At 66.0% G+C, this 14,138-nt stretch carries 11 protein-coding genes; 1 reads left to right on the forward strand and 10 read right to left on the reverse strand.

The window, feature by feature from the left end; translation table 11 throughout:
- Positions 1-12 precede the first annotated feature (12 nt).
- The 6 genes from BLQ58_RS05725 to clsB form a co-directional block, all read right to left on the reverse strand.
- The gene (locus tag BLQ58_RS05725; RefSeq protein ID WP_092595382.1) at positions 13-969 is read right to left on the reverse strand and encodes a DegV family protein; all 957 of its coding nucleotides are present in this window, start codon (positions 967-969) and stop codon (positions 13-15) included.
- 115 nt (positions 970-1,084) lie between these two features.
- Positions 1,085-2,284, reverse strand: a complete 1,200-nt coding sequence (locus tag BLQ58_RS05730) for an acetyl-CoA C-acyltransferase (protein ID WP_092595546.1) — start codon at positions 2,282-2,284, stop codon at positions 1,085-1,087.
- Between the two features lie 20 nt (positions 2,285-2,304).
- Complete coding sequence (locus BLQ58_RS05735) at positions 2,305-4,731, reverse strand: 3-hydroxyacyl-CoA dehydrogenase/enoyl-CoA hydratase family protein (RefSeq protein WP_092595384.1); 2,427 nt, start codon at positions 4,729-4,731, stop codon at positions 2,305-2,307.
- A 111-nt stretch (positions 4,732-4,842) separates the two neighbouring features.
- Positions 4,843-6,630: an acyl-CoA dehydrogenase C-terminal domain-containing protein gene (locus tag BLQ58_RS05740; RefSeq protein ID WP_092595386.1), complete on the reverse strand. Its 1,788-nt coding sequence runs from the start codon at positions 6,628-6,630 to the stop codon at positions 4,843-4,845.
- Between the two features lie 90 nt (positions 6,631-6,720).
- Positions 6,721-7,311: a TetR/AcrR family transcriptional regulator gene (locus BLQ58_RS05745; RefSeq protein WP_092595388.1), complete on the reverse strand. Its 591-nt coding sequence runs from the start codon at positions 7,309-7,311 to the stop codon at positions 6,721-6,723.
- Positions 7,312-7,698: 387 nt separating this feature from the next.
- The gene (gene clsB / locus BLQ58_RS05750; RefSeq protein ID WP_092595390.1) at positions 7,699-8,913 is read right to left on the reverse strand and encodes a cardiolipin synthase ClsB; all 1,215 of its coding nucleotides are present in this window, start codon (positions 8,911-8,913) and stop codon (positions 7,699-7,701) included.
- A gap of 324 nt (positions 8,914-9,237) precedes the next feature.
- On the opposite strand from clsB, the gene mobB reads away from it, so the two are divergent.
- Complete coding sequence (mobB, locus tag BLQ58_RS05760; protein WP_092595394.1) at positions 9,238-9,750, forward strand: molybdopterin-guanine dinucleotide biosynthesis protein B; 513 nt, start codon at positions 9,238-9,240, stop codon at positions 9,748-9,750.
- A 45-nt stretch (positions 9,751-9,795) separates the two neighbouring features.
- On the opposite strand, the gene BLQ58_RS05765 is transcribed toward mobB, so the two are convergent.
- The 4 genes from BLQ58_RS05765 to aspS form a co-directional block, all read right to left on the reverse strand.
- Positions 9,796-10,551 (reverse strand): endonuclease/exonuclease/phosphatase family protein, encoded by a 756-nt coding sequence (locus BLQ58_RS05765; protein ID WP_092595396.1) that lies wholly within the window; start codon positions 10,549-10,551, stop codon positions 9,796-9,798.
- Entirely contained in the window at positions 10,548-11,036 is a 489-nt protein-coding gene (gene nudB / locus BLQ58_RS05770; protein WP_092595398.1) for a dihydroneopterin triphosphate diphosphatase, read from the reverse strand. The genes BLQ58_RS05765 and nudB overlap by 4 nt, the downstream gene beginning before the upstream one ends.
- Positions 11,037-11,121: 85 nt before the next feature.
- Positions 11,122-12,087 (reverse strand): hypothetical protein, encoded by a 966-nt coding sequence (locus BLQ58_RS05775; RefSeq protein ID WP_092595548.1) that lies wholly within the window; start codon positions 12,085-12,087, stop codon positions 11,122-11,124.
- A gap of 203 nt (positions 12,088-12,290) precedes the next feature.
- Positions 12,291-14,099, reverse strand: a complete 1,809-nt coding sequence (aspS, locus tag BLQ58_RS05780; protein WP_092595400.1) for an aspartate--tRNA ligase — start codon at positions 14,097-14,099, stop codon at positions 12,291-12,293.
- Positions 14,100-14,138: the final 39 nt, after the last annotated feature.

The raw sequence follows: 14,138 nt of genomic DNA on the forward strand, positions 1-14,138 counted from the left end.
GCAGACTGCCGCTCACACAAACGGTGGCGGCATGTCGGAAAGATAACTGAGGCCGAACGCGCCGGCGCCCACGTTGAGCGCGACGGTCAGGCTCATCGGCGCGAGCATCAGCTCCACGCCATACTTCGCGGCGGTCTCGGCCAGGGACTGCCATGCCGGCCACGATTCCACCTCGTCCAGATCCCCCGCATAGGCGGCGGCCACGGCGGGCGTTAGCAGGCACCGCGCCCGGATGCAGGCTTCCACATGGCCCAGCAGGCGGCGCATGCCCTCCTCTGCGCCGCGCACCTTGGCAATCGCCTCGGTCTCGCCCTGGTGCATGCGGATCACCGGGCGGATATTGAACGCGCTGCCCAGCATGTAGCGGCTCCACGTGATGCTGTTCTCGCCCTTGTGCTTGGCGCGCGTGTACATGTACAGCAGCTCGTCGGGGATCAGGAACATGTGCGCCGCGTCGCGCAGGCGGCTCTCCACGGCGCCGACCACGTCGGAGGCCTTCGCGCCATTGGCGAGCATGCGGGCCGCCTCGCGCACGATCAGCTCCTGGCCGGGGCCGATGGCGCCGGTGTCGATCACGGTCAGGTCGAACAGGCCGCTGCGGCCGGCGTCCTTGCGCAGCTTGAAGCTGCGGGCAACGGTGCCCACCACCGCGCCGGTGGCATTCGCGTAAAGCTTGCTGCGGCTGCTGGCGATGGTCAGCAGGATGGCGCGGTCGCAACCGGCCACGACGTTCTTCAGCAGATGGTCTTCCAGTTCGCGTTCGAGCAGCGGGATCGATTCGGCGTAGTGGTCCTGCTTGCCCACCAGGTACTGGTGGTAGAGGTCCGGCAGCGCGGCCTCGTCGCGCGTGTCGACCACGAAGCGGTCGCCGGCGCGGATGCGGAACGGGATGGTGCGGACGCCCAGCGCGTCCATCATCGAACGCGGCATGTCGCATGCCGCGTCGGCCAGAATGGCGGTCTCCTGCATGTTGTTGTTCTCCTCCGGGTCAGTGCGTCAACGTGTTGGCATCTTCGTGTCCATACATTTCTTCATCTGATCGAAGGTTGGGACAGCCCTGCCCCGGGCTGTCCCTGCGGCGCGTTCAGACGCGCTCGAAGATTCCGGCGGCGCCCATGCCCGTGCCCACGCACATGGTGACCATGCCGTACTTCAGGTTGTGGCGACGCAGCGCGTGCACCACGGTGGCCGAACGGATCGCGCCGGTCGCGCCAAGCGGATGGCCCAGCGCAATGGCGCCGCCCATGCGGTTCACGCGGCCCGGATCGAGTTCCAGGTCACGCATCACCGCCAGCGACTGCGCGGCGAACGCCTCGTTCAGCTCGATCCACTCGATCTGGTCCTGCGTCAGGCCACCGGCCTTCAGCGCGGCCGGAATCGCAGCCTTCGGGCCGATCCCCATGATCTCCGGCGGCACGCCGCGCACCGCGAACGATACGAAGCGGGCCAGCGGCACCAGGTTGAACTGCTTGAGGATCTTTTCCGAGACCAGGATCAGCGCACCGGCACCATCCGACGTCTGCGAGCTGTTGCCGGCCGTCACGCTGCCCTTGTTGGCGAACACCGGGCGCAGCTTGGCCAGGCCTTCCACCGACGTATCGGGGCGTGGACCCTCGTCCAGCGAGATAGTACGCGTCTTGACGCTGACCTGGCCAGTGGCAAGGTCCGGGAACCTCTCGACTACCTCGATCGGGGTAATTTCGTCGTTGAATTCGCCGGCCTGCTGCGCGGCGATGGCCTTCTGGTGCGACGCCAGCGCGAACGCGTCCTGGTCTTCGCGGCTCACCTGCCATTGCGTGGCCACCTTCTCGGCCGTCAGGCCCATGCCGTAGGCAATGCCCACGTTCTCGTCGCGCTCGAAGATCGACGGCGACATCGACGGCGAGTTGCCCATCATCGGCACCATGCTCATCGATTCGATGCCGGCGGCAATCATCACGTCGGATTCGCCCACGCGGATGCGGTCGGCCGCCATGGCCACGGCCGACAGGCCCGAGGCGCAGAAGCGGTTCACCGTAATGCCACCCACCGTATTGGGCAGGCCGGACAGCAGCGCGCCGATACGCGCCACGTTCAGGCCCTGCTGGGCTTCGGGAATGGCGCAGCCAACGATGGCGTCTTCGATCAGCGCCGGGTCCAGGCCCGGCACCTGGGCCACCGCGGCCTTCAGGATCGAGGCCAGCAGGTCGTCGGGGCGGGTGTTCTTGAACGCGCCCTTCGGGGCCTTGCCAATCGGCGAACGGGTAGCCGCAACGATGTAGGCGTCTTGCAGTTGTTTCATGATGTCGGTTCCTCGTTGGCGGATTAGTTGCGCACCGGCTTGCCCGTCTGCAGCATGCCCATGATGCGCTCCTGCGTCTTGCCGTTGCCCAGCAGGTCGATGAACGCCTTGCGTTCCAGCGCCAGCAGCCAGTCTTCGCTGACCAGCGAGCCCGCCTCCACGTCGCCACCGCACACCACTTCGGCAATGCGCGACGCGATCAGGAAATCGTGCGCCGAGATGAAGTTGCCGTCGCGCATGTTGACGAGCGATGCCTTGATCGTGGCGATGCCCGAGCGGCCAGCCACCGGAATCAGCTGGCCCGGCAGCGGCGCGCGGTAGCCGGCATTGGCCAGCGCGCGCACCTCGCTCTGCGCCACGTACAGCAGTTCGTGGACGTTGTAGACGATGGTGTCGGTCGGCTGCACGTAGCCCATCTTCTGCGCGTCGAGCGCCGACGTCGACACCTTGGCCATCGCGGCCGCCTGGAAGCGGTTGGTGACGAAATTCAGGTAGTTCGTGCTGCCGGCAGCCTGCGCCGCCTTCGCCGCCGCAATCGCGGCTTCCTTCAGGCCGCCGCCGGCCGGCACCAGGCCCACGCCCACTTCCACCAGGCCCACGTAGCTTTCCATCGCCACCACGCGCTTGGCCGAATGCAGCATCAGTTCGCAGCCGCCGCCCAGCGCGATACCCGACACGGCCGGCACCACCGGCACCGCCGCGTACTTCACGCGCATCATGGTGTCCTGGAACTTCTTCACGAACGGCTCGATGCCCTTGGCACCGCCCATCATGAAGGCCGGCATCGCGGCCTCCAGATTCGCACCGGCCGAGAACGGACCGCCCGGCGCGCCCAGCTGCAGCGACGTCGGCTGCCAGACCACCAGGCCCTTGTACCCGGCTTCGGCCAGGTCCACGGCGCGCACGATGGTGTCGAGCACGTCCGGGCCAATCGTGTTCATCTTGCTCTTGAACGAGATGACCAGCACATCGTCGGCGCCTTCGCTGGTCCAGATGCGCGCACCGTCGTTCTCTTCGATGGTCTTGCCGGCGCGACGCGGGTCGGCGGCATCGGTGCCCTTGATGGCGGCACGGAACACCTGGCGCTCGTAGACCGGCAGCGCGGCACGCTTGACGAAGCTGCTGGTCGCCGGCGACCACGAGCCCTGTGCCGTATGCACGCCGCCGTTGTCGGCAACCGGGCCTTGCATCACCCAGGCCGGCAGCGTCACATTGGCCAGCGCCTTGCCTGCGTCGATGTCTTCCTTGACCCACTGCGCCACCTGCGTCCAGCCGGCGGCCTGCCAGTCCTCGAACGGACCCGAGTTCCAGCCGAAGCCCCAGCGAATCGCGAGGTCGATGTCGGCGGCCGACCCGGCGATCTGTTCCAGATAGACGCCGATGTAGTGGAACACGTCACGGAACACGGCCCACAGGAACTGCGCCTGCGGGTTGGTCGATTCGCGCAGCAGCCTGATGCGCTCGGCAGGATCCTTCTTGAGCATGCGCACGACGATCTCGTCGGCCTTCTTGCCCGAATCCACGTACTGGCCGGTCTTGGCGTCCAGCACCTTGATGGCCTTGCCTTCCTTCTTGTAGAAGCCCGCACCGGTCTTCTGGCCCAGCGCGCCGGCATCCACGAGGCCCTTCAGCACGGCCGGCGTCTTGTAGACGGCCGCGAACGGGTCGCCGCCCAGGCCGTCCTGCATGGTCTTGATCACATGCGCCATCGTGTCCAGGCCCACCACATCGGCGGTCCGGAACGTGGCCGACTTGGCGCGGCCCAGCTTGGTGCCGGTCAGGTCGTCGACGATATCGAACGGAATGCCGTACTTTTCGGCTTCGGCGAACACCGCCAGGATCGAGAAGATCCCCACGCGGTTGGCGATGAAGTTCGGCGTGTCCTTGGCACGCACCACGCCCTTGCCGAGCGTGGTGGTCAGGAACGCTTCCAGGCGGTCCAGGATTTCCGGCTTCGTGGTGGCGGTCGGGATCAGTTCCACCAGATGCATGTAGCGCGGCGGATTGAAGAAGTGCACGCCGCAGAAGCGCGCCTTCAGGCCGGCGTCGAAACCGTCCGACAGCGCCGTGATCGACAGGCCCGATGTATTCGTCGCGAAGATCGCGTTCGGCGCCAGGTGCGGCGCCACCTTCTTGTAGAGATCGTGCTTCCAGTCCATGCGTTCGGCGATCGCCTCGATCACCACATCGCATTCCTTGAGCAGTTCGATATCGTCCTCGTAGTTGGCCGCGCGGATCAGGCCCGCTTCGTCCTTGATGCCCAGCGGCGCCGGCGACAGCTTCTTGAGGTTTTCGATGGCACGCAGGGCGATGCCATTCTTGGGGCCTTCGTTGGCCGGCAGGTCGAACAGCACCACGGGCACGCGGGCGTTGACCAGGTGGGCGGCGATCTGCGCCCCCATGACGCCGGCACCCAGCACGGCGACTTTCTTGACGATGAAATTGGACATGCGCGCTCCTAGAGTCGTGAGCGTTTGGGAGAGAGTTTTGCGTGCGTTCGGTTTTCTCCCCGCTCCTGCGAGGCGGGAGCGGGGAGCGACACCATCAGTCAATGCAGACCGTCAGAACAGATCGGCGTCCAGCGCCATCAGCGTGGCCGAACCGGCACGCGCCTTGCGGATTTCGGCGGCGGTTTCCGGCAGCAGCTTGGCAAAGTAGAAACGCGCGGTGGCCAGCTTGCTGACGTAGAACTTGTCGCCGCTGCCCTGTTTCTCCAGCGCGATCTTGGCCATGCGGGCCCAGAAGTACGAAAACACCAGGTGGCCCACCACGCGCAGGTACGGCACGGCTGCCCCGCCCACCTCGTCGGGGTTGCCCATCGCCTTCATGCCGATTTCCATCGTGAGCTTCTGCACCTTGTCGCCGATGTCGGCCAGCGGGTTCACGAATTCCTGCATGGCTTCGTTGGTGCCTTCTTCCTCGACGAACTGCTGCACGATCTTGCCGAAGGCCTTCAGCTTGGCGCCCATGTCGCCCAGGATCTTGCGGCCCAGCAGGTCCAGCGACTGGATCGTGTTGGTGCCTTCGTAGATCATGTTGATGCGCGCATCGCGCACGTACTGCTCCATGCCCCATTCGGCGATGTAGCCGTGGCCGCCGAACACCTGCATGCCTTCGTTGGTCGACGTGAAGGCGTTGTCGGTCAGGAAGGCCTTGATCACCGGCGTCAGCAGCGCCACCAGATCGGCGGCTTCCTTGCGCACCGACTCGTCGGGGTGCGACAGTTCGCGGTCGATCTGCAGCGCGGTCCAGTAGCTGAACGCGCGGCCGCCTTCCGCGTAGGCCTTCTGCGTCAGCAGCATGCGGCGCACGTCCGGATGCACGATGATCGGGTCGGCCGCCTTCTCGGGCGCCTTGGGGCCGGTCAGCGCGCGCATCTGCAGGCGGTCCTTGGCGTAGGCAAGCGAGTTCTGGTAGGCCACTTCGGTCAGGCCCAGGCCTTGCGCGCCCACGCCCAGGCGGGCCGCGTTCATCATCACGAACATGGCGTTGAGGCCCTTGTTGGCCTCGCCTACCAGCCAGCCGCGCGCGCCGTCCAGGTTCATCACGCAGGTGGCGTTGCCGTGGATGCCCATCTTGTGCTCGATCGAGCCGCACTTGATGCCGTTGCGCTCGCCCGGGTTGCCGCTGGCGTCGGGGATGAACTTCGGTACGACGAACAGCGAGATACCCTTGGTGCCTTGCGGGGCGTCCGGCAGGCGCGCCAGCACCAGGTGGATGATGTTCTCGGCCAGGTCGTGTTCGCCGGCCGAGATGAAGATCTTGGTGCCCGTGATCGCGTACGAGCCGTCGGCCTGCGGTTCGGCCTTCGAGCGCAGGATGCCCAGGTCGGTGCCGCAGTGCGGCTCGGTCAGGCACATCGTGCCCGTCCACACGCCCGACACCAGCTTGGGCAGGTAGGTCTGCTTCAGTTCCGGCGTGCCGTGCGCGTGCAGCGCCTCGTAGGCGCCGTGCGACAGGCCGGGGTACATCGTCCATGCCTGGCCGGCCGAGTTCAGCATCTCGTACAGCGCGTTGTTGACGATGATCGGCAGGCCCTGGCCGCCGAACTCGGGGTCGCAGGCCAGCGCGGGCCAGCCGGCCTCGACATACTGCTGGTAGGCTTCCTTGAAGCCCTTGGGTGCGCGCACCACGCCGTCGCCGACGTAGGTGCAGCCTTCGCGGTCGCCGGGCTGGTTCAGCGGGAACACCACGTCCGCGCAGAACTTGCCGGCTTCTTCGATAACCTGGTTGATGGTGTCCGCGTCGATGTCCGCGTGTCGCGGCATCGCCTTGAGTTCGGCTTCTGCGCCGAGCAGTTCGTGGAGCACGAACTGCATGTCGCGCAACGGTGCGGTGTACTGGCCCATCAAAGACTCCTTGGAGGTTTGCTTAGTGCCGCCACACGCGCATGCCGCACGCCCTGGAGGGGACGCGTGCGACCGTTGCCCGGGGGCGGCTCAGGTACGGTAAGACTGAATCAGTTTGTTGAGCGCGACCATGGCAAGCTCGGCACTGTCCGGCAGGCGCAGAAATCGGGCGTCATGATGCAAGCCTAGTTCAAGGCTGTACATCTCGAACAGCATCAGGCGCGGATCGCAATCCGCGCGCAGGTGCCCCTCTTCCTTGGCCTGATCGATGGCACGCAACAGCGCGGCCCGCCAGATGGTGACGCTCTTGACCAGCTCGTCACGCACCGGGCTTTCCGCGCGGTCGTCGTACTCGACCGCCCCGCTGATGTAGATGCAACCCGTGGTGACTTCCTGGATGCGCTTTTCCATCCAGCGCCGCACCATCGACCACAGGCGAGGCAGACCGCGCGGCTCCTGCAGCGAGGGGTAGAACACCTCCTGCTCGAACCGTCGGTGATACTCGCGCACCACTTCCACCTGCAGGTCTTCGCGCGAACCGAAATGCGCGAACACGCCGCTCTTGCTCATCTGCATGCGTTCCGCGAGCAGGCCGATGGTCAGACCTTCCAGCCCGTCGCGGGACGACAGTTCCAGTGCGGCATCGAGAATCGCCACGCGCGTCATCTCACCCTTTCGCAAGGGCGTGGGCGCGGCGGCGGATTCAAGACGAACTGACTGGTGTCGCATGGTTTTCTCTCCGTTCTCTGCAGCATCCCGCGGATGCCGTTTCCTGGCTTGACGCTGCTTTCGGCAGGCGCCGCGACAGCAAACCGCCATCGCAAATGCACGAAGTCTAAGCCAAAAAAGAACGGTCGTTCAGATTATTCTGGCGAGGCCGACTGGCATCAAGTATTTAATTAGACCCGTGTTTCTAAACACGCGGCCCCGATGGCGCCGGCCCGGGCGCACGTTGCGACGCATTGCAGCAACGGCTTAAAAACCGCCTGGGATCGCGGCATCCGCGCGAGCGGCCATGGCAGCAGCGCGGCAGGGCACCATGTTACCGTGTGACGCCTTGCCGGCGCCTCAGTAGCGCCCCGTCACGCCCGCGATGACGACGCCGACACGCAACACGTAGTAGGCCGCCCAATTGGCAAAGCGTCGCAAACGCGGCAGCCGGGCGTGCACCTCGGGCATCACCCGCGCGCTGCGCTGGACCATGGCGCGCTCCAGCCGGACGCGCAGCGTATTGGCGAATGCGGCGTCATAGACCGCCACATTCGCCTCGCGCGCCAACAGCAGGCTGAACGGGTCCATGTTGCTCGACCCCACGGTGGCCCACGTATCGTCCACCACCGCCACCTTGGCGTGCAGGAAGCTTTCCTCGTACTCGTAGATTTCGACGCCGGCCTCCAGCAGCCGCGCATAGAGCGCGTGCGTGGCGTAGTGCTGGAGCCGGTATTCGACCATGCCCTGCAGCAGCAGCCGCACCCGCACGCCGCGCTCGCGGCAGGCCAGCAGCGCGCGCCGCATCTTGTGGCCGGGCAGGAAGTAGGCATTGGCCAGGATCACGTCGTGGCGCGCCGAGCCCAGCGCGTACAGGTATTCGCGTTCGATGGTGCGGCGATTGCGCAGGTTGTCGCGCAGCAGCAAGGCGGCCGGCACCCCGTCGGCCTGGACGTCACTCCGCGCCTGCCGCGCACCGCGCGTCAGCGCCTCCACTTCGGCAAACGCGTTCGCGGTTTCACGCAGGCCGCGCCGTTGTGCGATGCGAAACCAGAGGCGGGCAGAAGCCAGCGCGATCTGCGCCACCAGCGGCCCGCGCACGCGCACCGCGAAATCGTAGCGCGGCCCCAGTTCCGGCAGATCGATCGGCCCGTGGTTGTGGTCGTCGATGATATTGATGCCGCCGACGAACGCCACCTTGCCGTCGATCACGGCGATCTTGCGATGGAGCCGCCGCAGGTGGCGCCGCGCAAACTTGAATCCGCGCATCGGTCGGTAGATTTCGACATTGACGCCGCCGGTGCGCAGGCGGTCCAGCAGCGCGGCGGGCATGTCGCCGGCGCCAAACCCGTCCACCACCAGCCTCACATCGACGCCGCGCCGGGCGGCGCCAATCAGCGCATCGCCGACCCGTGTGCCCACGTCGTCGTCGGCATAGATATAGGTCTCCACCACCACGTGGCCCTGCGCAGCATCGATGGCGGAAATCAGCGCCGGAAAGAACTCCTGGCCGTTACAGAGGAGATCGACGAGATTGTCCGGCACCGGGCTGCCACGACGGCGCACCCAGCGCATCAGCCTGGCCTTGGCATGGGCGCCGGCGGTGCGCAACTCGTGGACGGACCCGCTGAGGCCGGGCGGCGCGGGCGGCGGCGCGGCGGCTTCCGCGGGCGCCTGCCGCCCATCGGGCACCCCGGGCACCTCGGGCACCTCGGGCACCTCGGGCACCCCGGGCACCCCGGGCACCTCGGGCGCATCGGGGTTCCGGGGCAATTCGGGTTCGGCGCGATCGTAGATCCGTGACATGGCTCGATTATCGGGCAACGGGCGGCTCCTGCACATGGCCCGGCCGAACTCTGCTATTGTCGGGCCATTGTGACGCCCAACAGGGAAAGCATTGTGAAGGTATTCGGTATCGCCGGTTCCTCGGGCAGCGGCAAGACGACGCTGCTGGACCAGTTGATCCCCCGCTTCGTGGCCGCCGGCCAGCGCGTCGCCGGCATCAAGCACACGCACCACGGTTTCGATCCGGACACGCCAGGCAAGGATTCGTGGCGGATGCGCCAGGGTGGCTGCGAGAACGTCGTACTGGTGGGCGCCCGCCACCTGACGCTGATGCGCCACTATCCGGAAGACAAGCCGTCGCCCGAAATCGGCGAAGCGCTGGCGGTGCTGCCGCCCGATACCGACCTGGTGATGGTCGAGGGCTACAAATGGAGCGATTTCCCCAAGCTCGAAATCTATCGGCCTGCCAACGGCAAGGCGCCGCTCTGGCCCGAAGTGCCGGGCGTGGTGGCCGTGGCCACCGATGCGATGGACCAGGTGGCCGGGCAGACTACGCTCCCCGTGATCGACCTGGCCGACGCGGAGGCCATCTACCGCTGGATCCGCGACTACCTGGCATCGCACTGACGCCAGATTCAGGGGGTGTACCGGCCCCTGCGCTGTCTTTCCGCCTTACGCTTCCGGAATCGCCACGCGGTGCGCCAGCTCGGCCATCAGCGGCACATGATCCGATCGCTGCGCCCATTCGCGCCCCGTGAGCGCCTGCGTGCGTTCGATATCGAAACCGCGCACGTAAATGCGGTCAAGCTGCCACCACGGCATATGGCTCGGAAAGGTATGAATGCGCCCGTTCTTGGCATGGGCCGATTCCACGGCATTCAGCGTGTTGCAGATACGGGTATCGAGCTTGTGGTTCCAGTCGTTGAAGTCGCCGGCAATGACCAGCGGGGCGTGGTCGGGCACCACTGACCGCACCCGGTCCACCAGCGCGCTGGCCTGCCGCACCCGGCTACGCGCAAACAGCCCGAAATGCACGCAAATCAGATGGGCCTCCACGCCGTTGATGTCTGCCACGGCGTGCAGCAGCCCGCGCTGTTCGAAGCGGTGATCCGAAATATCGAGATTTTCCGACATCAGGATCGGATGCCGCGACAGGATTGCGTTGCCGTGGTGCCCGTGCTCGTACACGGCGTTGCGGCCGTAGACCGAATGCGGATAGGCGTCGGTGGCCAGGTAGTTGAGCTGGGTGTGATCGGGGTCGAACAGTTCGGCGGCGATCAGGCGGTCGTTGCGATCCTGCACTTCCTGCAGAAACACGATATCGGCGTTCATCGACTGCAGGCCCGTGCGCACGCTCTGGATACGCGGCTTGCCCGAGAACCCCTTCACGCCCTTGTGGATGTTGTAGGTCACGACGCGCAGTTTCATCGCGCATCCCCGCGTACGGCCCCGGCTTCCACGCCCTGCGCCCCGGCCATACGCCAGGCCAGTTGGCGCACCGCCTCCGCGTTGCTGCTGGAAAAACAGCGTTCGGCGGCTGCCTGCCATGGCAGCCACTCGAACTGTAGGTGCTCGCGCGGCGCCAGCGTCACCGGCAGCGGCTCCGGTACACACAGGCCGAACCAGTGCTCGGTATTACGGGTGACGCCGGGCGCATAACGATGGCGCCACTGGGGGTAGATTTCGTAGTCGATCGTATGCCGCCAGTCGGTCAACCGGTAGTGGCTGGCCACGATGCCGGTTTCCTCGGCAACTTCGCGGGCTGCGGTCGCCATCAGGGGCTCGTCTTCGGCATCAAGGCTGCCCGTCACCGATTGCCAGAAGCCTGGCCGGTCGGCACGCTCGATCAACAGGACTTGCAGGTCTGGCGTATGTATGACGACCAGTACCGATTCGGGAATCTTGTAGCGCATGGGGCGGTGGAGGCAACAGACCCCAAGCATAGCGCAGCGGCGCCGCCTCCGGCGTCATCCGCTGTCTGAATACCGCGATGTGGAATCAGGCGACGGTCTGCTCGCCCGCGGCCCGGGGCGTCAGGTAGTGACCGCCGGGGACCGGGCTGGCAACGCCGTCCGGCCCCGTGCCGGGCAGGCTGCCCAGCCAGGTATCGAAGACCTCGGGCGAATCGCCGTGACCCCAGGCGGCGCGCAATTGCTGCATCAGCGGCGCCAGCGCCTGGGTATAGCGCTGCGAGGCCACATGGGCATGTTCGGCCAGCGCATCGGTGCTTTCACGCACCTGGGCGGCCAGTTCCGCGCGTTCCTGGCCGATTTCCTTCTCGCGCATGCCAAGCTGGTTGTACTTCTGGATCAGGAACCGCTGGTAATCGCCCGCCTCCACGCCTTGCGCGGCCTGGGCATTGACCTGTTCGAAGCGCAGCACGATGCTCGCCGTTTCCTGCTCGACATGGGCGGCCTCGGCGTTCACCTGCTGCAGGGCTTCCTGCAGGCGGAGCGCCTCGCGCCGATGGGTCTGCAGGCGCGTCGCTTCGTCGTCAAACGTGCGTTGGGCGGTCAGGTAGGCCTGCACCACGGGCTGCGGCGCCACCACAAGCAGCGGGTCAGCACCGCCGGCGCGCCGGCCCGACAGCAGCGCGTCCTCTGCCAGCCGCAGGTTGCCGACATCTTCCAGCCAGCGGCCGCGGGCCATCACGGTTGCCACGGTGTCCAGCGCCAGCTTGCGCAGGGCATCGGCACGCTGCGCGGCCACGGGGCCCTCGCCCTGCACGGGCTGGGAGAAATCGGAAAGCGGCTGCGCGTTCTGCACGGCATGCGCGATATCGGGCACGCACGCCGCCACGGTTGTCGCCACCGATTCCGACATGGCCTGGGCCGACTTGCGCACCGCGCGGCGCAGCTCGAAGCGCGCCAGCAGCATCATGAGCAGCCCGGCCACCAGCCAGGTCAGGATGGTTTCCGCATGGGCCAGCACGAAGGCCCGGATCATTTCCGTATCGAGTTGCAGCATCTGGTGTTGTCCTCCCACGTCACGACCGGCCTTTCGGGTGGGCCGGCTTCGCGCGCATCAGGCAGAAAGACATCATCGGGGATCGCTTCGTTCCGGGTGGTAACAAATGGAAACGCATCCTTGCGCCGAAAACAAAAAAGCCGCGCGGGCGCGCGGCTTTTCGTACCGGAACCGGAATGATCCGGCTGCGGGTCGGGCGATCAGGCAGTCGTCTTCGGCTCTTGCGCGCGCAGACGGATATGCAGTTCGCGCAGTTGCTTCTCGTCGACCGAGCTCGGGGCCTGCGTCAGCAGATCCTGGGCACGTTGCGTCTTCGGGAAGGCGATCACGTCGCGGATCGAATCGGCACCGGCCATCATCGTCACGATACGGTCCAGGCCGAAAGCCAGGCCACCGTGCGGCGGCGCACCATATTGCAGTGCGTCCAGCAGATAGCCGAACTTGGCGCGGGCTTCCTCGTCGCCGATCTTCAGCGCGCGGAACACCTTGCTTTGCACGTCCTCGCGGTAGATACGGACCGAGCCGCCGCCCATTTCCCAGCCGTTCAGCACCATGTCGTAGGCCTTGGCGATGCACTTGCCCGGGTCGGTTTCCAGGTACTGCAGGTGCTCGTCCTTGGGGCTCGTGAACGGATGGTGCATGGCCACCCAGCGGGCGTCTTCCTCGTCGTACTCGAACATCGGGAAGTCGATCACCCACAGCGGCTTCCAGGTGTCCTCGAACAGGCCGGTGCTCTTGCCGAATTCCGAATGGCCGATCTTCAGGCGCAGCGCGCCGATGGCGTCGTTGACCACCTTGGCCTTGTCGGCGCCAAAGAAGATGATGTCGCCGTCCTTGGCTTCGGTGCGCTTCAGGATTTCGGCAATCGACGCATCGTGCAGGTTCTTCACGATCGGCGACTGCAGGCCGTCACGGCCCTTGGCCACTTCGTTGACCTTGATCCAGGCCAGGCCCTTGGCGCCGTAGATCGCCACGAACTGGGTGTAGGCATCGATCTCGCCACGCGAGATGGCGCTGCCGCCCGGCACGCGCAGGCCCACCACACGACCGTTGTCGCTGTTGGCCGGGCCCGAGAACACCTTGAAGTCGACGTCCTTCATGACGTCGGTCAGTTCGGTGAATTCCAGCTTGACGCGCAGGTCGGGCTTGTCCGAGCCAAAGCGGGCCATGGCTTCGCGGAACTCCATCACCGGGAACTTGGAGACCAGGTCCACGTCGATGGCGTTCTTGAACACGGTGCGCATCATGTCCTCGAACAGGTCACGGATCTCCTGTTCGGTCAGGAACGACGTTTCGCAGTCGATCTGGGTGAATTCGGGCTGGCGGTCGGCGCGCAGGTCCTCGTCACGGAAGCACTTGGTGATCTGGTAGTAGCGGTCGAAGCCCGAGACCATCAGCATCTGCTTGAAGATCTGCGGCGACTGCGGCAGCGCGAAGAAGTGGCCCGGGTTCACGCGCGACGGCACCAGGTAGTCGCGGGCGCCTTCGGGCGTGCTCTTGCCCAGCATCGGGGTCTCGATGTCGATGAAACCCTGTGCGTCCAGGTACTTGCGCACTTCCATGGCGACCTTGTAGCGCAGGCGCAGGTTGTATTGCATCTGCGGACGGCGCAGATCCAGCACGCGGTGCGTGAGGCGCGTGGTTTCCGACAGGTTGTCGTCGTCCAGCTGGAACGGCGGCGTGACCGACGGGTTCAGGACGGTCAGCTCGTGGCACAGCACCTCGATCTTGCCCGAGGTCAGGTTGCTGTTCTCGGTGCCGGCCGGACGCGGGCGCACCTTGCCCACCACGCGGATGCAGAATTCGTTGCGGATCTCTTCCGCGGCCTTGAACATCTCCGGACGGTCCGGATCGCACACCACCTGCACCAGCCCTTCACGGTCGCGCAGATCGACGAAGATCACGCCGCCATGGTCGCGACGGCGCTGCACCCAGCCCGTCAGGGCCACTTCCTGGCCGGTCAGTTGTTCGGTCACCAGACCGCAGTAATGTGTACGCATGGAAGACATAGGAGAGAGTCCCTGTAATGCACGGCCGCCAGGCAGCCG

It is taken from the genome of Ralstonia sp. 25mfcol4.1, from assembly GCF_900104095.1.
Taxonomy (GTDB): domain Bacteria; phylum Pseudomonadota; class Gammaproteobacteria; order Burkholderiales; family Burkholderiaceae; genus Cupriavidus.

Coding starts and splice junctions, on each gene's coding strand:
- BLQ58_RS05725 (WP_092595382.1), bottom strand. CDS start 969: ATGCAGGAGACCGCCATTCTGGCCGACGCGGCATGCGACATGCCGCGT.
- BLQ58_RS05735 (WP_092595384.1), bottom strand. CDS start 4,731: ATGTCCAATTTCATCGTCAAGAAAGTCGCCGTGCTGGGTGCCGGCGTC.
- BLQ58_RS05740 (WP_092595386.1), bottom strand. CDS start 6,630: ATGGGCCAGTACACCGCACCGTTGCGCGACATGCAGTTCGTGCTCCAC.
- clsB (WP_092595390.1), bottom strand. CDS start 8,913: ATGCGCTGGGTGCGCCGTCGTGGCAGCCCGGTGCCGGACAATCTCGTC.
- BLQ58_RS05765 (WP_092595396.1), bottom strand. CDS start 10,551: ATGAAACTGCGCGTCGTGACCTACAACATCCACAAGGGCGTGAAGGGG.
- nudB (WP_092595398.1), bottom strand. CDS start 11,036: ATGCGCTACAAGATTCCCGAATCGGTACTGGTCGTCATACATACGCCA.
- aspS (WP_092595400.1), bottom strand. CDS start 14,099: ATGTCTTCCATGCGTACACATTACTGCGGTCTGGTGACCGAACAACTG.